The 18,491-nt window shown below is 52.4% G+C and carries 20 protein-coding genes; 9 read left to right on the plus strand and 11 right to left on the minus strand.

The genetic code is table 11. The features are described from left to right. Position 1: 1 nt before the first annotated feature. Genes A7Z29_RS03455 through cueR form a run of 3 tightly spaced genes read left to right on the plus strand, consistent with a single transcriptional unit; the run spans position 2 to position 3,740 of the window. A complete protein-coding gene (locus A7Z29_RS03455; protein WP_105289785.1) occupies positions 2-2,164 on the plus strand; it encodes a type I secretion system permease/ATPase in 2,163 nt (720 codons plus the stop codon). Next, a complete protein-coding gene (locus tag A7Z29_RS03460; protein ID WP_001014327.1) occupies positions 2,161-3,336 on the plus strand; it encodes an HlyD family type I secretion periplasmic adaptor subunit in 1,176 nt (391 codons plus the stop codon). The genes A7Z29_RS03455 and A7Z29_RS03460 overlap by 4 nt, the downstream gene beginning before the upstream one ends. Beyond that, positions 3,333-3,740 carry a Cu(I)-responsive transcriptional regulator gene (gene cueR / locus A7Z29_RS03465; protein ID WP_001026747.1) on the plus strand — a complete coding sequence of 136 codons (408 nt, stop codon included), beginning with the start codon at positions 3,333-3,335 and terminating at the stop codon, positions 3,738-3,740. The genes A7Z29_RS03460 and cueR overlap by 4 nt, the downstream gene beginning before the upstream one ends. A gap of 4 nt (positions 3,741-3,744) precedes the next feature. Here cueR and A7Z29_RS03470 read toward each other — a convergent pair whose 3' ends face one another. The 3 genes from A7Z29_RS03470 to A7Z29_RS03480 form a co-directional block, all read right to left on the minus strand. Continuing rightward, positions 3,745-3,948 (minus strand): hypothetical protein, encoded by a 204-nt coding sequence (locus tag A7Z29_RS03470; RefSeq protein ID WP_000650964.1) that lies wholly within the window; start codon positions 3,946-3,948, stop codon positions 3,745-3,747. Beyond that, complete coding sequence (locus A7Z29_RS03475; RefSeq protein WP_016231612.1) at positions 3,945-4,367, minus strand: hypothetical protein; 423 nt, start codon at positions 4,365-4,367, stop codon at positions 3,945-3,947. Before A7Z29_RS03475 ends, A7Z29_RS03470 begins: the two co-directional genes overlap by 4 nt. A 117-nt stretch (positions 4,368-4,484) precedes the next feature. Then, on the minus strand, positions 4,485-5,771 hold the full coding sequence (locus A7Z29_RS03480; RefSeq protein WP_105289786.1) for a YadA-like family protein: 1,287 nt from the start codon (positions 5,769-5,771) through the stop codon (positions 4,485-4,487). Positions 5,772-6,136: 365 nt separating this feature from the next. Here A7Z29_RS03480 and A7Z29_RS03485 point away from each other — a divergent pair, with 365 nt between their 5' ends. Continuing rightward, entirely contained in the window at positions 6,137-6,499 is a 363-nt protein-coding gene (locus tag A7Z29_RS03485; protein WP_001001645.1) for a hypothetical protein, read from the plus strand. 110 nt (positions 6,500-6,609) lie between these two features. Here A7Z29_RS03485 and A7Z29_RS03490 read toward each other — a convergent pair whose 3' ends face one another. Continuing rightward, positions 6,610-7,068, minus strand: coding sequence for an NfeD family protein (locus A7Z29_RS03490; protein WP_000571572.1), 459 nt, complete (start codon positions 7,066-7,068; stop codon positions 6,610-6,612). Further along, positions 7,065-7,982 (minus strand): SPFH domain-containing protein, encoded by a 918-nt coding sequence (locus A7Z29_RS03495; protein WP_000904498.1) that lies wholly within the window; start codon positions 7,980-7,982, stop codon positions 7,065-7,067. The genes A7Z29_RS03490 and A7Z29_RS03495 overlap by 4 nt, the downstream gene beginning before the upstream one ends. 145 nt (positions 7,983-8,127) lie before the next feature. Between A7Z29_RS03495 and fetA the strand changes: the two genes are divergently transcribed. After that, positions 8,128-8,805, plus strand: a complete 678-nt coding sequence (fetA, locus tag A7Z29_RS03500) for an iron efflux ABC transporter ATP-binding subunit FetA (RefSeq protein WP_105289787.1) — start codon at positions 8,128-8,130, stop codon at positions 8,803-8,805. After that, positions 8,792-9,571, plus strand: coding sequence for an iron efflux ABC transporter permease subunit FetB (gene fetB / locus A7Z29_RS03505; protein ID WP_105289788.1), 780 nt, complete (start codon positions 8,792-8,794; stop codon positions 9,569-9,571). The genes fetA and fetB overlap by 14 nt, the downstream gene beginning before the upstream one ends. A 62-nt stretch (positions 9,572-9,633) precedes the next feature. Here fetB and cnoX read toward each other — a convergent pair whose 3' ends face one another. From cnoX to tesA, 3 genes are read right to left on the minus strand one after another with little or no spacing between them, the layout of a single operon-like run. Then, positions 9,634-10,488, minus strand: a complete 855-nt coding sequence (cnoX, locus tag A7Z29_RS03510; RefSeq protein WP_065226311.1) for a chaperedoxin — start codon at positions 10,486-10,488, stop codon at positions 9,634-9,636. 60 nt (positions 10,489-10,548) lie between these two features. Continuing rightward, a complete protein-coding gene (ybbO, locus tag A7Z29_RS03515; protein ID WP_000148958.1) occupies positions 10,549-11,358 on the minus strand; it encodes an NADP(+)-dependent aldehyde reductase in 810 nt (269 codons plus the stop codon). Next, a complete protein-coding gene (gene tesA / locus A7Z29_RS03520) occupies positions 11,348-11,971 on the minus strand; it encodes a multifunctional acyl-CoA thioesterase I/protease I/lysophospholipase L1 (protein WP_001295836.1) in 624 nt (207 codons plus the stop codon). Before tesA ends, ybbO begins: the two co-directional genes overlap by 11 nt. On the opposite strand from tesA, the gene ybbA reads away from it, so the two are divergent. Together ybbA and ybbP are read left to right on the plus strand one after the other, a co-directional pair. Continuing rightward, positions 11,942-12,628 (plus strand): putative ABC transporter ATP-binding protein YbbA, encoded by a 687-nt coding sequence (gene ybbA, locus A7Z29_RS03525; protein ID WP_001110581.1) that lies wholly within the window; start codon positions 11,942-11,944, stop codon positions 12,626-12,628. The two genes, tesA and ybbA, sit on opposite strands and share 30 nt — an antisense overlap. After that, positions 12,625-15,039 (plus strand): putative ABC transporter permease subunit YbbP, encoded by a 2,415-nt coding sequence (gene ybbP, locus A7Z29_RS03530; RefSeq protein WP_105289789.1) that lies wholly within the window; start codon positions 12,625-12,627, stop codon positions 15,037-15,039. The genes ybbA and ybbP overlap by 4 nt, the downstream gene beginning before the upstream one ends. A gap of 124 nt (positions 15,040-15,163) precedes the next feature. On the opposite strand, the gene dinQ is transcribed toward ybbP, so the two are convergent. The 3 genes from dinQ to allS form a co-directional block, all read right to left on the minus strand. Then, positions 15,164-15,319: a damage-inducible type I toxin DinQ gene (gene dinQ / locus A7Z29_RS23900; RefSeq protein WP_001308457.1), complete on the minus strand. Its 156-nt coding sequence runs from the start codon at positions 15,317-15,319 to the stop codon at positions 15,164-15,166. A gap of 339 nt (positions 15,320-15,658) precedes the next feature. Continuing rightward, positions 15,659-16,753: a tRNA 2-selenouridine(34) synthase MnmH gene (mnmH, locus tag A7Z29_RS03535; protein WP_105289790.1), complete on the minus strand. Its 1,095-nt coding sequence runs from the start codon at positions 16,751-16,753 to the stop codon at positions 15,659-15,661. 68 nt (positions 16,754-16,821) lie between these two features. Next, positions 16,822-17,748: an HTH-type transcriptional activator AllS gene (gene allS, locus A7Z29_RS03540; protein WP_065226315.1), complete on the minus strand. Its 927-nt coding sequence runs from the start codon at positions 17,746-17,748 to the stop codon at positions 16,822-16,824. Between the two features lie 229 nt (positions 17,749-17,977). Between allS and allA the strand changes: the two genes are divergently transcribed. Further along, positions 17,978-18,460, plus strand: coding sequence for an ureidoglycolate lyase (gene allA / locus A7Z29_RS03545; protein ID WP_000776394.1), 483 nt, complete (start codon positions 17,978-17,980; stop codon positions 18,458-18,460). The last annotated feature ends 31 nt before the right edge of the window (positions 18,461-18,491 follow it).

The following is an 18,491-nucleotide window of genomic DNA, read 5'->3' on the forward strand; positions in this document are numbered from 1 at the left end:
AATGAAAAAAAATGCCCAGTCCGTGGAAGCCTGGCTGGAGGCGATGATCGCCGTGGCGCGTTATTACCGTCTCGATTTTTCTCAGGAGAACGTGCGCGCAACCGTCAACTGGGAGCGCGACAGTAAGCGGGAGGAGTTACTCACCGACATGGCGCGGCAGTTGGGAATGGGGCTGCGGCTGGTGGAGTTCTCCGCCGATTCGCTTAACCCCTGGCGACTGCCGCTGATCGCAGTGTTTGATAATCAGCAGATTGGCGTTATCACCCGCCGCGATAATCATGACAATATTAGCGTTCAGTTCAGCGGTGACGAAGGGCTGGAAACCACGCTTAACGTCGCGGATGTCGAGGATAAAATCGTTGAACTGGCGCTACTGCGCCCGCTCAGCGCCATCCCTGACGCGCGGGTGGATGACTATATTCGCCCGTATCAGGCGAACTGGTTCTGGAATCTCTCGCTGAAAGACTGGCGGCGCTATGGCGATATTATGCTGGCATCACTGGTGGCGAACGTGCTGGCGCTGGCGGCGATGGTGTTCTCGATGCAGGTTTACGACCGGGTAGTTCCGGCGCAGTCCTACCCGACGCTGTGGGTACTGTTCGCCGGGGTGATGATGGCGATCCTGTTTGAGTTCTGTATGCGCATGGTGCGCACGCATCTTTCCGATGTGATTGGTAAACGGGCGGATTTACGCATTTCGGATCGCGTTTTTGGTCATGCGTTACGGCTGAAAAATAACGTGCGCTCAAAATCCACCGGATCGTTTATCTCGCAGATCCGCGAGCTGGAATCGGTGCGGGAGCTTATTACTTCCACCACCATCGGCGCGGTGGCGGATCTGCCGTTCTTCCTGCTGTTTGTCTTTATTCTGTGGATGATCGGCGGCTGGCTGGTGCTGGTGGTTTTGCTGGCGCTGCCGTTATTAGTGATCCCCGGCCTGCTGGTGCAACGCCCGCTGGCGCGGCTGGCGAACGAAGGGATGCGCGAGTCGGCGGTACGCAACGCGACGCTGGTGGAAGCCGTGCAGTCGATTGAAGACATTAAACTGCTGCGCGCCGAACAGCGTTTCCAGAATCAGTGGAATCATACCAACGACGTGGCATCTTCCATCAGCATGAAGCAACGTTTTCTCACCGGGCTGCTGCTCACCTGGACTCAGGAAGTGCAATCCATCGTCTATGTGGTGGTGCTGCTGGTGGGCTGTTTTATGGTGATGAACGGTGACATGACCACCGGCGCATTGGTCGGGACGACGATCCTGGCTTCGCGCACCATTGCGCCGCTGTCGCAGATTTCCGGCGTACTCTCGCGCTGGCAGCAGGCGAAAGTGGCGCGTAATGGCCTTGATGAACTGATGAAGCGCCCGGTGGATCAGCCCGAGCACGGCAAACTGGTGCATAAAGCGGTACTGCACGGTAATTATCAGTTCAGCAACGCGGTGTTTTATTACGACGAAGAAGAGAAGATTGCCGATGTGGCAATTGGCAAACTCAACATTCAGGCCGGTGAGAAAATCGCCATTCTTGGGCGCAACGGCGCGGGTAAATCAACGCTACTGCAAATGCTCGCCGGAATGCGTATCGCCCAGCAGGGGCAGGTGCTGCTGGATAACATCAGCATCGGGCAACTTGATCCGGCAGATCTGCGCCGCGACATGGGGCTGCTGAGCCAAACCGGACGACTGTTTTTTGGTTCGCTGCGGGAAAACCTCACTATGGGGATGCCGGAAGCCAGCGATGAAGATATCGAACGCGCATTAATCCTCAGCGGGGCGCTGCCCTTTGTGCAGAAGCAGAAAAACGGCCTCAACTACATGATTCAGGAAGGGGGATTTGGTCTTTCTGGCGGTCAGCGGCAAACGCTGCTGCTGGCGCGGCTGCTCATCTCTCAACCCAATATCGTGCTGCTCGATGAACCCAGCGCCTCGCTGGACGAAATGGCGGAAGCGTATTTAATCGAACAACTGAAACAGTGGATTGGGCATCGCACGCTGGTCATCGCCACTCACCGCACGGCGATGCTGCAACTGGTGGACAGGATAATCGTGATGGATCAGGGGCGCATTGTGATGGACGGCGCGAAAGAGACTATTTTGCTTGAACAGGGCGAACCCACGGCGCGACGCGTGGTGTTGCAGGAGAAGAATAAGGGGTCTGCCGCATGAACGGACAACTGCAATACAACCGTGGCCTGACTGAACCTCGCCTGCCACGTTCGGCGCTGGCGGTACGCGTGACTGCCGTAATGCTGCTCTGTTTTCTCGGCTGGGCGTGGTACTTCCAGCTTGATGAAGTGACCACCGGCAGCGGCACGGTAGAACCCTCCGGGCGCGAACAGGTGGTGCAGTCGCTGGAAGGCGGAATTCTGTATCATCTCGACGTCAAGGTTGGCGATATTGTTGAACAGGGCCAGCCGCTGGCGCAGCTTAACCGCACCAAAACGGAATCTGACGTTCAGGAAGCGATGTCGCGCTTGTACGCGGCGCTGGCAACCTCGGCGCGGCTGCGGGCGGAAGTGAGTAATAAACCGCTGGTCTTCCCTGACGAACTGAATAAATTCCCCGAACTTATCGAGTCGGAAACGGCGTTGTACAACACTCGCCGCGACGGGTTGAACAAAGCCACTACCGGGCTGACGCAGGGGATTAGCCTGGTCAACCGCGAACTGGCGATGACCCAGCCGCTGGTAAAACAGGGGGCGGCGAGCAGCGTTGAAGTGCTGCGCCTGCAACGCCAGGCCAATGAACTGGAAAACAAACTTAGCGACGTGCGCACGCAATACTACGTACAGGCGCGGGAAGAGTTAGCGAAAGCCAATGCGGAAGTAGAAACCCAGCGTTCGGTGATCCGTGGGCGTGAAGACTCCCTCACCAGGCTCAACTTTACTGCGCCAGTTCGTGGCATTGTTCAGGATATTGATGTCACCACGGTTGGCGGCGTCATTGCCCCCGGTGGTAAACTGATGACCATTGTGCCGCTGGATGAGCAATTGCTGATTGAGGCAAAAATCTCCCCGCGCGATGTGGCGTTTATCCATCCTGGGCAAAAATCGCTGGTGAAAATAACCGCTTACGATTACTCCATTTATGGCGGTCTGCCGGGAGAAGTGGCGGTGATTTCACCGGATACCGTGCAGGATGAAGTGCGGCGCGATGTTTATTACTATCGGGTGTACATTCGCACTTTCAGCAACCATCTGGAAAATAAAAGCAAACAGCAGTTTCCGATATTTCCCGGTATGGTGGCGACGGTCGATATCCGCACCGGCAAAAAGAGCGTGCTGGATTATCTGTTGAAACCCTTTAACAAAGCACAGGAGGCGTTGCGCGAACGATGAACATTAGCGATGTAGCAAAAATTACCGGCCTGACCAGCAAAGCCATTCGCTTCTATGAAGAGAAGGGGCTGGTGACACCACCGATGCGCAGCGAAAACGGTTATCGTACCTACACGCAGCAGCATCTCAACGAACTGACCTTACTGCGCCAGGCGCGCCAGGTGGGCTTTAACCTGGAAGAGAGCGGCGAGCTGGTGAATCTGTTTAACGACCCGCAGCGCCACAGTGCTGATGTAAAACGGCGCACGCTGGAGAAGGTGGCGGAGATCGAGCGACATATCGAAGAACTGCAATCCATGCGCGACCAGTTACTGGCGCTGGCGAATGCCTGCCCCGGCGATGACAGCGCCGACTGCCCGATTATCGAAAATCTCTCCGGCTGCTGTCATCATCGGGCGGGGTGAAAAATCAGTTAATCCCCGTTTGCACCGAAAGAATATGCTGCAAACTTTCTACCATAATGCGTCCCGTCTGAAATAAGCCTTCCTGTATTGCGTTGCTGGCATTAACCGCGTGAACCAGGGAGGCTAATAATACTACTTGCAAGAAGGCAAAAATAAACGCACCGATAATCAGAATATGTGTCAGGGATATTTTCTTTTCATCCTTCATTTTAAATAGCCCACAAACTGGCCTTCCTTCATTAATGCGACTTTTCCTGTGTGATGATAAACAATCACGTTATACAGGCCCGACTGATAAACTGTGGCATCGGCATTATCTTCATCAATCGCACATAATGAATCATTGAGATAAGCAAAGTTCTTACTGCTCATTCTAAAGGTCATGCCAAATCCTTTATAAATGGCTTTCTTTGTCGCCTGGGCATGTTGTGCGGCTTCTGCATTTTTAAATGCCTGCGCTTCGGATGCACTTAAAATAGCCGCCTGACGCTGTTGTTCGGCAAGATAACAGGTGTCATGAGATACGCCTTGCGCCTGGCAGTCTGCAATGCGAGACGCGGGAGAGCTACAACCAGCCAGCATGATTAACGCCAGCAGTGAAATCGATTTAATGGTGCTATTCATCATTGTTAACCTTAAATAATATGAGAATTAATGAAGGGGTGATATTAGGAAAACGTCCTTGCTCTAATTTATTCAATAGTTCTGTTTTTTATTGGTATTTATAAGGTGTCTGGTAAAATTTTAGAACGAATATCCCACACCGACACCAGCACCGAAATCAGATTGCGTATCCGCAGAAACACCCGCTTTAAGCACTGTATGCGTTCCGGCATTAAAAGACGTGCCGACAGATACCGCTGATTCACCATTAAACGTTCCCGCGCCCGCAGACACCATCATTAAATCACCGGTTTTTACCTGCGGCTGTGAGGCAATGGCAATAGCTGACGCAATCCCCGCATTGGCATCTTTACGGTTGTCTTCAACTTCGTTTTTCAGTGAGCTGAAATGGTTATTGAGCGTATTAATTTGCTGGCTGTTATCCGCTACTCGTTTTTGCGTGGTTGATAACTGCTGATGTGTATCGGTGGAATCCTGCACCAGATTTTGAATTTGTTCACCGTAATGAACGCTATCAATCTGTTGTTGTGCCGCCAGCTTACTTATCGCAGTGTTGGTTTTTGTTATATCGCCATGAATTTCTTCCAGTTCTTTTGATTGGTTCTCGGTGGCAACACTTTGAGATACCGTCGTCATGGTAGAAGAAAGAGCGTCAATTTTTTTCCCTTGCTCCGCAGAAGCGCGCGTGCTGGCTTCATTTTCCGCAGCCAGTTTAGCGTTGACCATACTCTGATAACGGGCGGCGGTCTGAACATCACTGGTGGCAGCGACCGTTTTTTGTGTGGCTTCGATTTGCTTTTGTTGCTCGGTAATCTGCGTTTGTTGGGCTTCGGCTTGTTGCTGCTGTGCGTTATCCGCAGCCTCCTGACGGGCGTTTACCATACTCTGATAACGGGCTGTGTTCTGGACATCACCGGTAGCAGCAACCGTTTTTTGCGTATCGTTAATTTGGTCTTGTTGAGCTCTAAGAATGTTCTTCTGTTCGATAATGTCGTCAGTATTTTTATGAATAGCCGCTTTGCTGGCGTCAATCTCGGTTTGTGCTGACGTAATGGCCTGGTGCGCTTCATTGGCGGTCGACACTGCTGTGTTAGCGGTGGTTTGCGCATTCTGGATGGCGGTATCTTGTGCCGCATCGCGGTCTGCCTGGGTCTGTTCCTGGGAGATATTTTCGCCCGTCTCTGAAGATATATACCCATGCGAAAACAGATAGTCTTGCGCGGCTTCTGTATTTCCAGTACGAATCATGAAGCGTCCAATTTTCTGGTCAACTTCTTCATGTGACATCCCTGGTTGGATTGCCTCCAGTTCTGTCGCTGCCGCCTCAATCGTATCACCCGCAAAGGCAGATGGACTGACAGCAGTAGCAATAACGACAGCCAGTAAAGATATCTTTACAGTTTTCATTCATTTTTTCTCAATCAAAGTAAGTCGCATTTATGTTTCTTATAGCAACATTAATTGTTGTTATAAGAAATGTTATGCGTTTCGTATTGATCGAAATCTACGCTGGCATTTGTGTGATGTAAAGCGCGTTTTTATACGATGTAAGCGTAAACACCGACTAATAGAAACTAAAAAAGTTTCCATTAGAAATAAAATGGAAAATCATTTTGTGCTATTTCTCAGTAACAAACCGTAAAGACTTGTTTTGATAAGCGAAATAAATGCTGTTTCTGCACTAAACGTGATGCTGTTGCTGATGTATGTTAGAATGCGTTTCTTTGATAAATCTCAATTTTTAAGAGGTTTACGCCAGGCAGGAAAATTAAATGAATGAATTTGAGAAGATTTTTAATGAAATGAATCTGGACAGGGCGTTACTCCCTATCCTTTTTCGTTCGAATCGCTCCACGGTGTGGAAGTATTTAAGCGGCGATAGTACGGCTCCTGCCTCTGCCATGTCGCTGATCATGCTGTTGCAGTTGATCCAGAAGAGAAACCCCGATTTGTTAGCCGAATGGTTAACGCTTTCTGATTTCACCATTCCGCCAGAAGTTTACCTGGATCAGCCCGATTACTGGAAAGGGTGGGTGTATACCCAACATAAGGTCAATAAAAACGTCCTGGAATATTTAAAAAAACATTATCCGGATGAAGACCAGAAAAGTATGGGTAAAACCACAGAAGAGTAAATTGCCATTCCCCGCCCACATGCCGGATGCGGCGTAAACGCCTTATCCGGCCTACGTTCGCGCATAGACTGGCAGGTTTTGATGGCCTGATAAGACGCGTCAGCGTCGCATCAGGCGATGACCGCACGGATGATCAACGTTATCCCTTCAATCGCAATTACTTCAACATGCGTACCTGCGCCGAGATCCTCGCTGGCGCTGACTGGCCATGAACTGTCGCCGACGCGCATATGACCGCGCCCGTTGACCAGCGGAGATTCCAGCACAAAACGTCGGCCAATCAGCTGCTGCCCGCGCTGGTTTAAATGACTGTCGCTGTGCTTTTGTTCGCGCACCCGCCGCGACAACCATTTCCACCACAGCCAGGCGGCGAGCAGCGTCAGGATGGCAAAGATCACCCCTTGCCACTCCCAACCCAGCGGCAGCAGCCAGACCACCAGGCCAGTAATCACCGCCGCGACACCGCTCCACAACAGATAACCGTTTCCGCCCAGCATCTCGGCAGCCAGCAATAAACCGCCGAGACTCAGCCAGAAAATATGCGGGTGTACTACCAGCAGCTCGATCATGATTTATTTCGCTCGTTGGCGCTGTCTTTCACCAGTTCGGCAATCCCGGCAATCGACCCCATCAGGCTGCTGGCGTCTAATGGCATCATCACCACTTTGCTGTTACTGGACGAACCGATTTGTTGCAACGCTTCGGTGTATTTCTGCGCTACGAAGTAGTTCACCGCCTGAATATCACCGGAGGCGATGGCTTCAGACACCATTTGGGTCGCGCGAGCTTCCGCTTCGGCGGAACGTTCTCGCGCTTCAGCCTGTAAAAACGCCGACTGACGTTCGCCTTCCGCTTTCAGGATTTGCGACTGTTTTTCACCTTCGGCTTTGAGGATTTCCGCCTGACGGATCCCTTCCGCCTCAAGGATGTAAGCGCGTTTGGTACGTTCCGCTTTCATCTGCGCGTTCATCGAAGAGATAAGCTCTGCCGGTGGGCGCACATCACGAATTTCAATACGGGTGACTTTAATCCCCCACGGGTTGGTGGCTTCATCGACAATATGCAGCAGGCGCGAGTTAATGCTGTCGCGCTGGGAGAGCATTTCGTCCAGTTCCATTGAGCCAAGCACGGTACGGATGTTGGTCATGGTCAGGTTGATGATTGCCAGCTCCAGATTGCTGACTTCATAAGCGGCGCGCGGGGCATCAATCACCTGAATAAAGCACACGGCGTCGATGGTAACGTTGGCGTTATCTTTCGAGATAACTTCCTGGGAAGGGATGTCGAGCACTTGCTCCATCATATTGATCTTGCGACCAATGCGATCCATAAAGGGCACCACCAGGCTTAGACCTGGCTGTAACGTTTTGGTATAGCGACCAAAACGTTCTACTGTCCACTGATAGCCCTGCGGCACGATTTTGACGCCCGCGCCGACAATCACCAGCGCGACAAAAATGAGAATCGGGATAAAAATAAGCATCGGAAAAACCTCCTGTTGTACCGTCCATAAAGAGCAAAATTGCTGCTTGATTAAACAAATTATACCTGATTACTGAAAGAGAGTTCCCCCTTATTCTTGCGGAGGATAAACTGTTTTTAGTAAAAATCAGAAAAAGGGATGGGTAATGCAGGAAAATAGTCTTTTGCTCCAACTGCAAAATGTTGGATATCAGGTGGGCGATACGAAGATTCTCAATAACATCAATTTTTCGCTGCGTGCTGGCGAATTTAAGTTAATTACCGGCCCTTCCGGCTGCGGCAAAAGTACGCTACTAAAAATTGTTGCTTCATTAATCAGTCCGAGTAGTGGAACGTTACTATTTGCAGGCGAAGATATATTCACCCTGAAGCCAGAGGAGTATCGCCAGCAAGTCTCCTACTGTGCCCAGACACCAGTGTTGTTTGGCGACACGGTATACGATAACCTGATTTTTCCCTGGCAGATCCGTAACCAGCAGCCTGACCCGGCCATTTTTCTCGATTTTCTCGAACGCTTCGCTTTGCCGGACAGCATTTTGACGAAGAATATCGCCGAGCTATCTGGTGGTGAAAAACAACGCATCTCATTGATTCGTAACCTGCAATTTATGCCGAAGGTTTTATTGCTGGATGAAATCACCAGTGCGCTGGATGAAAGTAATAAACATAACGTTAATGAGATGATCCACCGGTATGTGCGCGAGCAAAATATTGCCGTGCTGTGGGTGACACACGATAAAGACGAAATTAATCATGCGGATAAAGTGATTACGCTGCAACCGCATGCCGGAGAAATGCAGGAAGCACGCTATGAACTCGCATAATATTACTAACGAATCATTGGCACTGGCATTAATGCTAGTGGTGGTGGCAATCTTAATTAGCCATAAAGAAAAACTGGCGCTGGAGAAAGATATTCTCTGGAGCGTCGGGCGAGCGATAATTCAGCTGATTATTGTTGGCTATGTGCTGAAGTATATTTTCAGCGTGGATGATGCCAGCCTGACATTATTGATGGTGTTATTTATCTGCTTTAATGCGGCGTGGAACGCGCAAAAACGCAGTAAATATATTGCTAAAGCTTTTATCTCATCGTTTATTGCCATTACGGTCGGGGCGGGAATTACCCTGGCGGTGCTGATTCTCTCAGGGTCGATTGAATTTATCCCGATGCAGGTGATCCCTATCGCCGGGATGATTGCCGGTAACGCCATGGTAGCGGTGGGGTTGTGTTACAACAATTTAGGGCAACGGGTGATTAGCGAACAGCAACAGATTCAGGAGAAACTGAGTCTTGGCGCGACGCCGAAGCAGGCTTCAGCGATATTGGTTCGCGACAGTATTCGCGCGGCTTTAATTCCGACGGTCGATTCAGCAAAAACGGTTGGCTTAGTGAGTTTACCAGGAATGATGTCCGGGCTGATATTTGCCGGGATTGATCCGGTGAAGGCGATTAAATATCAGATTATGGTGACCTTTATGCTGCTCTCAACCGCCAGCTTGTCGACCATTATTGCCTGCTATTTAACCTATCGTAAGTTTTATAATTCGCGCCACCAGTTGGTGGTGACGCAATTGAAGAAGAAATGATGCGATGCCGGATGCGCAGCATCGCATCCGGCGTTGTGGTTCATGTGCCGATCAACGGAATATCAATACAACAATGCATACAGCTGGCGGCGATACTTTGACGCCAGTGCATCACCCGTACCCAGCGCAGCGAGGATCTCCTGGAACGTTTTACGCGTCTGACCGTCTGCGGCAGTGAGATCTTTACGCAGATGCCCAAACAGTAACTCCAGCGCCTCTTCATTGCGCCCAACCTGATGCAGTTGCAGCGCCAGTTGCGTCGCCAGTGCGGCATCTTCTGGATTCTCCGCCACCTGCTGTTGCAACTGTTGAATTTCCGGCGTATCAGCCGCCTGCTTCAGCAGTTCGATTTGCGCCACCAGCCCCTGGTAGCGGGTGTCCTGATCCTGCAATGGAATGGTTTTCAGCACGGCTTCTGCATCTTCAGAACGGTTCAGCGCAATCAGCGTTTCTGCCAACAGCAGGCCGATTTCCCCGTTCTGATTCGACAACTGCCAGGCGTCTTTCAGCAATGGCAGGGCGTCGGTGTAATTGCCTTCCTGCATCAGTTGCATCGCCTGCTGCGCTTTCAGCTCTTCTTCGCGCGGCAGCACTTTATCCAGCAGGGCGCGGATCGCCTCTTCCGGTTGCGGCCCCTGGAAGCCGTCTACCGGTTGCCCGTTCTGGAACAGATATACGGTCGGAATCGCGCGCAGACCAAACTGCGCGGCAATCATCTGCTCCGCATCGCAGTCCAGCTTCGCCAGAATAAATTGCCCGTTGTACTGCGCCGCGAGGTTTTCCAGAATTGGGGTTAACTGCAAACAGTGCTGACTACGTTCAGACCAAAAATAGAACAGCACCGGTGTGGTCATCGACTGTTCAAGAACCTGTTGCAGGTTAGATTCGTTAATGTTGACAATATTTTCTACGGACATGGAGTCGCTCTCTGTTGTCGATATTTTCTTTGACATGGGGGCTTAAGCGCGCGCTTCAACTCACCCCTGCAATATTTTGTCCATCACGCGCCCCGGCAGCAGGCGTTTGAGCACCATTACCGCCCAGGTCACCAGCGTCACCGGATAGCGCATCTTCGGCTTCTCGCTAATAAAAGCGTGGCGCACTTTGGCGACCACCGCTTCCGGCCCCAACGTAAAGCGGGCAGCAATGCCAGGGTTTTCGACCGGTTTATCACTTTGCGTCTGGTTGACGTTGTCGGTAAAGCGAGTACGAATGGGCCCCGGCTCAATCAGGCTGACTTTAATTCCGCTGTGGCGCAGCTCCATGCGCAGCGCGTCTGACCACGCCTCCAGCGCATATTTACTGGCTGCGTAAGCGCCACGACCCGGCGTGGAGATTAATCCCATCACCGATGAGGTCATCACAATACGCCCTTCACCGTGCGGTAACATCGCAGGTAACAGGCGCATGGTGAGCTGATGCGCGCCGAAAAAGTTGGCGGAAAACTGCTGTTCCATCTGCGCGCGGCTGATGGTGGAAAGGGGGCCATACATGCCGAATCCGGCATTGTTAAAGATCCCATACAGACAATTATCGGTCAGGGCGATCACTTCGTCGGCAGCGCGATCAACACTTTCTGGCGAATCCAGATCGATCAACACACCGGTGAATCCCATGCTGTTCATGCGCTCAACATCATCCGGCTTCCGGCAACCTGCCAGCACATGAAAACCCTGGCGTTTTAATTCGAGCGCGCTTTCCAGGCCAATTCCACTGGAACATCCGGTAATTAAGACCGATTTTTGCATAACTTTACCTGTCAGGATCTCCGTTGCTTTATGAGTCATGATTTACTAAAGGCTGCAACTGCTTCGCCATCCAGTCGGCAATAAACGGCTGGGCGTCGCGGTTGGGATGAATACCGTCATCCTGCATCCATTGTGGCTTGAGGTAGACCTCTTCCATAAAAAAAGGCAGCAGCGGAACATCAAACTCTTTGGCGAGTTTGGGGTAAATGGCGCTAAAGGCTTCATTATAACGGCGACCATAGTTTGCAGGCAGACGTATTTGCATTAACAATGGTTCAGCGTTGGCGGCTTTGACATCCTGCAAAATCTGGCGCAGCGTTTGCTCGGTTTGCTGTGGCTGAAAACCACGCAATCCATCATTGCCGCCCAGTTCAACCAGCACCCAGCGCGGCTGATGCTGCTTCAGCAAAGCCGGAAGGCGCGCCAGCCCTTGTTGCGAGGTGTCGCCGCTGATGCTGGCATTAACTACCGACGTTTTACTCTGCCACTTATCATTCAACAAGGCAGGCCAGGCCGCGCTGGCAGACATTCGATACCCGGCGCTCAGGCTATCACCCAGAATTAATAACGTGTCCGCTGCGGCGGCACGGAAGGTTAACAGAACCAGGAACAGGAAGGGCAAATGCCAGCGGAAAACATTGTTGAAGTTCATCATCTTAAGAAGTCCGTCGGTCAGGGGGAGCATGAACTCTCCATCCTCACCGGAGTTGAGCTGGTTGTCAAACGTGGCGAAACCATCGCACTGGTGGGCGAGTCGGGATCGGGTAAGTCAACCTTACTGGCGATCCTCGCCGGGCTGGATGACGGCAGCAGTGGCGAAGTGAGTCTGGTGGGACAACCGCTACATAATATGGACGAAGAAGCGCGGGCAAAGTTGCGCGCGAAGCACGTCGGCTTTGTTTTTCAGTCATTTATGTTAATTCCTACCCTTAACGCGCTGGAAAACGTCGAGCTTCCGGCGCTGCTGCGCGGTGAGAGTAGCGTGGAAAGTCGTAACGGAGCGAAAGCGTTGCTCGAACAGTTAGGGCTGGGTAAACGTCTTGATCATCTTCCGGCACAGCTTTCCGGCGGCGAACAGCAACGTGTGGCGCTGGCGCGAGCCTTTAACGGTCGGCCTGATGTGCTGTTTGCCGATGAACCCACCGGCAACCTTGACCGCCAGACGGGCGATAAAATTGCCGACCTGCTGTTTTCCCTCAACCGTGAACATGGCACCACGTTGATTATGGTGACCCACGACCTGCAACTGGCGGCACGCTGCGACCGCTGCTTACGGCTGGTGAACGGGCAATTGCAGGAGGAAGCATGATTGCACGTTGGTTCTGGCGCGAATGGCGCTCGCCGTCGCTATTAATTGTCTGGCTGGCGCTAAGCCTGGCGGTGGCCTGCGTGCTGGCGCTGGGCAATATCAGCGATCGCATGGAGAAGGGCTTAAGCCAGCAAAGCCGGGAGTTTATGGCGGGCGATCGGGCGTTGCGCAGTTCACGCGAAGTGCCGCAAGCGTGGCTGGAGGAAGCGCAAAAGCGCGGCCTGAAAGTCGGCAAGCAGCTGACTTTCGCCACAATGACCTTTGCAGGCGACACACCGCAGCTGGCGAACGTCAAGGCGGTGGATGATATCTACCCGATGTATGGCGATCTGCAAACTAATCCCCCAGGCCTGAAACCGCAGGCGGGCAGCGTATTGCTGGCCCCACGCCTGATGGCACTGCTTAACCTGAAAACGGGCGACACTATTGACGTGGGCGATGCCACCTTGCGGATTGCCGGAGAAGTGATTCAGGAGCCGGATTCCGGTTTTAATCCCTTCCAGATGGCTCCGCGTCTGATGATGAATCTGGCGGATGTCGATAAAACCGGAGCCGTGCAGCCGGGAAGTCGGGTCACCTGGCGCTATAAATTCGGCGGCAGCGAGAACCAGCTCGACGGCTATGAGAAATGGCTGTTACCGCAGCTTAAACCCGAACAACGTTGGTACGGGCTGGAACAGGACGAAGGCGCGCTGGGGCGATCGATGGAACGCTCGCAGCAGTTCCTGCTGCTTTCGGCGCTTCTGACCTTGCTGCTGGCAGTGGCAGCGGTGGCTGTGGCGATGAATCATTACTGTCGCAGTCGCTACGATCTGGTGGCGATCCTCAAAACGCTGGGGGCAGGGCGAGCGCAACTGCGTAAGCTAATCGTCGGTCAGTGGTTGATGGTGCTGACGCTTTCAGCCGTTACCGGTGGGGCGATAGGTCTGTTGTTCGAAAACGTGTTGATGGTGCTGCTCAAGCCCGTTCTGCCTGCTGCACTACCGCCAGCCAGCCTCTGGCCGTGGCTGTGGGCGCTCGGCACCATGACGGTCATCTCGCTGCTGGTGGGGCTACGACCGTACCGCTTGTTGCTGGCAACGCAGCCTTTACGCGTATTACGTAATGATGTGGTAGCGAACGTCTGGCCGCTGAAGTTTTATCTGCCGATTGTCAGTGTGGTGGTTGTGCTGCTGCTCGCCGGATTAATGGGTGGCAGTATGCTGCTCTGGGCGGTGCTGGCGGGCGCGGTAGTGCTGGCTTTGCTGTGCGGTGTGCTGGGCTGGATGCTGCTTAATGTATTACGCAGCATGACGCTAAAATCGCTACCTCTGCGTCTGGCAGTCAGCCGCCTGTTACGTCAGCCGTGGTCAACGTTAAGCCAGCTTTCGGCATTTTCGCTCTCCTTTATGCTGCTGGCACTGCTGCTGGTGTTGCGTGGCGATCTGCTCGACCGCTGGCAACAGCAGCTACCGCCAGAAAGCCCGAACTACTTTTTAATCAACATCGCAACAGAACAGGTTACACCGCTAAAAGCGTTCCTTGCGGAACATCAGATAGTCCCGGAATCGTTTTATCCGGTGGTGCGGGCGCGGCTGACGACGATTAACGGCAAGCCGACAGAAGGCAATGAAGATGAGGCGCTCAACCGTGAACTCAATCTCACCTGGCAAAATACGCGACCCGATCATAACCCGATTGTCGCCGGTAACTGGCCGCCAAAAGCGGATGAAGTGTCGATGGAAGAGGGGCTGGCGAAACGCTTAAACGTTGCCCTCGGCGATACCGTGACTTTTATGGGCGATACCCAGGAGTTCCGCGCTAAAGTGACCAGCCTGCGCAAAGTGGACTGGGAAAGTCTGCGGCCTAATTTCTATTTTATTTTCCCGGAAGGGGCGCTGGACGGGCAGCCGCAAAGCTGGCTCACCAGTTTCCGCTGGGAGAACGGCAACGGCATGTTGACGCAACTCAACCGCCAGTTCCCGACCATTAGCCTGTTAGACATTGGCGCGATTTTAAAACAGGTCGGTCAGGTGCTGGAGCAGGTAAGTCGGGCGCTGGAAGTGATGGTGGTGCTGGTCACCGCCTGCGGTATGTTGCTGTTGCTGGCGCAGGTGCAGGTGGGAATGCGTCAGCGCCATCAGGAGCTGGTGGTGTGGCGCACTCTCGGTGCGGGCAAAAAACTGCTGCGCACGACATTGTGGTGTGAGTTCGCCATGCTCGGGTTTGTTTCTGGCCTGGTGGCCGCCATCGGTGCGGAAACGGCGCTGGCGGTACTGCAATCAAAAGTGTTTGATTTCCCGTGGGAGCCAGACTGGCGATTGTGGATTGTGCTGCCGTGCAGCGGTGCGTTGCTGCTGTCGCTTTGCGGCGGCTGGCTGGGTGCGCGACTGGTTAAGGGGAAGGCGCTGTTCAGGCAGTTTGCGGGGTGATGACAGGCGTAGCGCATCCGGCATGAATAGTGCGCCCTTTGGCAACAATCTGAAACCAACTGTCATGTCGGTTTTTTTAAAGGCCGAAGGTGGTAAACCTTCGGCCTTAGCTACGTTTCCTCAGTTATTCAATAAACTGACGGATCAGTTCCAGCAGCGCGATTAGCGCCTTAAGAACGATGAGAACTTTATCGAGAAAAGTTTTCATCCGTTGCTCCCTTAAGGGAGAAAGACAATCACAGCTTACCCTTACGTTGCCTGTAACTATGATTTTCTTCATGTGCTAGATGAGGACTGCCTCTCTCCAAATTAGAGCACCAGAATCAGCACCACCTGTATCCTGACCAGGACTTAAAAGTACTTTTCCGCACTGCGGTAATCCCTTGAGGCAGTATCACTACTAGCGTCGGGATTGTATCGCCAACATAGCTGTTTGAATATGTAGGCATCCTGACTTATAATTCACTTGCTAGATGAGGACTGTTTCATTTCTGCCCGGAACCACCAAGTCTTGGGCGGAAAAAATAAAAAAACCGACTGTCATGTCGGTTTTTTTATATCTGTATTCTGGTGCAACCATTCTGTTCTCACGACAATCGCCGTTTCAGAATACCGCCCATCACTGCGTCTTAACCCATTCCGCCACTTCCGCCCACTCACCGCGAAAGACAACTTTTTCCGCTTTTTTCTCAAGCTGATAGCGATACATTGGGTCGTAATATTCTTTAAGTAACGGCACCAGCCAGGCCAGATGACCGTCGGTGCTGCCGGTGGTGAGTTGCGTTGTCAGCGCCGTATCCAGCCGGGCAGCCAGTTCGTTATATCGCTGTAACCCCAGCCGACGCTTAATCGCCGAAAGTCCGTGATGCAGGTATTCGCAATACGCTTGCCAGCCCTGTTCGTCGCCATAAGCGTGGGTAAAATCATGATGCATACGCAAGAAATACTCTTCGTTCAGGCGTTCAAGACGGATCTCAAACGGATCTTCTACCACCGCAATCGCCGCCTGAGTCATTCGCTCGCGCAGACATTCCGGCAGGTGATTCGAACCGATCATCCGGCTTTCATCTTCCAGCACCCACAGGCGCAAATCCTGACGGGCGTCGGTTTTTAGCATTTCGGCAGCCAGCAGGTTTTCAAAACTCGCCTGGCTAAGTTGTGGTTGTAACGTGCGACCAAACGCCGAACCGCGATGACGCGCCAGCCCTTCCAGATCAACACCGTTCGGCTGTTGTTGCACTAACAGCGTTTTACCGCAGCCGGTACAACCGCCAATCAGCACTATCGATTTTTGTGACAGTTCAATGGTCGCCTGAATCGCAGTCTGGCGCAGTACCTTATAACCGCCTTCCACCAGCGGATAATTAATCCCCACTTCATGCAACCAGCGTTGCACAATATGTGAGCGCTGACCGCCACGGGCGCAGCAGAGAATACCTTGCGGATTTTGCAGGCACGCTGCCCGCCAGGCGTCTATGCGCTGCTGACGAATTTCACCCGCCACCAGTTTATGACCCAGCGCCAGCGCCGCGTCTGACCCTTGCTGTTTATAGCAGGTGCCAACAGCGGCGCGTTCATCGTTATTCATTAACGGCAGGTTGATTGCGGCGGGCATTGCGCCTTGCTCAAACTCGATGGGGGCGCGAACATCAATAATGGGCGTATCAGCAATCAGCAGGGCACGATAGTCCTGTTCCGTGTGTCTCTCTTGCATAGTTAAAAGTGAACCTCAAATCAGCTTGCGCGCTATTTTACGCGCCAACGCGCAAGGAAACTTGATTTTTAACTGCGTGGGTTGCCGAAAATTTCTAAAAATCCGCTGATTTCCGGCCTGCGCTGGGTAAACAAGGTCACAATATCTTCTACCGCTTTGCCGCTGCCAAATTTGCGCCATGCCAGACTCAATGGCGAAGGAGGGCGCATCGTTGGGATTACCCGGCTGACCAGTTGTTGATTATCGATCATTGACTGGCAAAGTGATTTTGGCAAAAAACCAATGCCAACGCCCGCCAGATGGGCGGCGATTTTCGTTTCCATATCGGGAACAATAATCTCTTTTTGCCCCGGCAATCGCCAGGCGACGCGTTTGGTTAGTGTGCGGGCGCTGTCTTCAATATTGACCGCCGGAAAGCGCCGCAACTGCGCTTCTGTTAGCGGCTCTTCAATGTTCGCCAGCGGATGATCCGCCGCCATGACAAAGCGCCATTGCACCGATCCTAAGGGATCAAGACTAAAGGTATTTGCCAGCGCCTCGGTTCCCGTGACGCCGATAGCCAGTGAAAAACCTTCGTACAATAGCGAGTCCCAGACGCCCATATAGATTTGTCGGGAGATGTGAAACTGGGTAAAGGGGTAACGTTCATTCAGCCACGCCAGCAGTTGGGCGACGGCCTGGGGGTTGTAGAGCAGGTTGTTGATGACAATATTCACCTGGCGTTCCACGCCATCATTCACCTGTTGCAGCTCGCTGGGCATACTTTCCAGCCAGCTCAGCCAGTCTCTGGCCTGAGAAAGTAGATGCTCGCCAGCCGCTGTCAACGTCACGCTGCGAGTCGTGCGGAAAAACAGCGCCACTCCGGTATTCTCTTCCAGAAGTTTAATGCGATAACTGATCGTCGCCGTGGTTTTACATAATCGTTCTGCCGCTTTTGAAAAACTTCCTGTTTCAGCAACCGCAATGAAAGTCCGCAAGGTTTCTGGATCGAACATCTTCAGGTATCCCCTTTTAAATCAGCAAGTTGCGTGATTTTCTTATCCTCTGATTTATCAGTATTTTTACATGATAACCCTGTTCAATTTGTGGACTAAATCTAGTTTTGGAAAAATATTCCAACTTTTGTGTTGATGTTGTTCTCTTAAGGTTTTAGATTGCCTGTTATTGAAACCAAGCTGACCGGTCGGCGCTGGTTGAACGGAATTATGTTACAAGGACAACAAGATGAAACTTCAGGTATTACCGTTAAGTCAGGAAGCCTTCAGTGCTTATGGCGACGTAATCGAAACGCAGCAACGGGATTTTTTTCATATTAACAATGGCCTGGTGGAGCGTTATCACGATTTGGCGCTGGTTGAGATTCTTGAGCAAGACCGTACTCTGATTAGCATTAACCGCGCGCAACCGGCCAGGCTGCCGCTGACCATTCACGAACTCGAACGTCATCCGCTGGGCACTCAGGCGTTTATCCCGATGAAAGGGGAAGTGTTTGTGGTGGTCGTGGCGTTAGGTGACGACAAACCAGACCTGACAACGCTGCGGGCGTTTATCACCAACGGTGAGCAGGGGGTGAATTACCATCGTAATGTCTGGCATCACCCGCTTTTCGCCTGGCAGCGAGTCACCGATTTTCTGACCATCGATCGCGGCGGCAGTGACAACTGTGATGTCGAAAGTATTCCTGAGCAGGAGCTCTGTTTTGCGTGACGCCTACAACCGACTTGCATAAGATAAACGA

It is taken from the genome of Escherichia sp. MOD1-EC6842 (assembly GCF_002965705.1).
Taxonomy (GTDB): Bacteria; Pseudomonadota; Gammaproteobacteria; order Enterobacterales; family Enterobacteriaceae; genus Escherichia; species Escherichia ruysiae.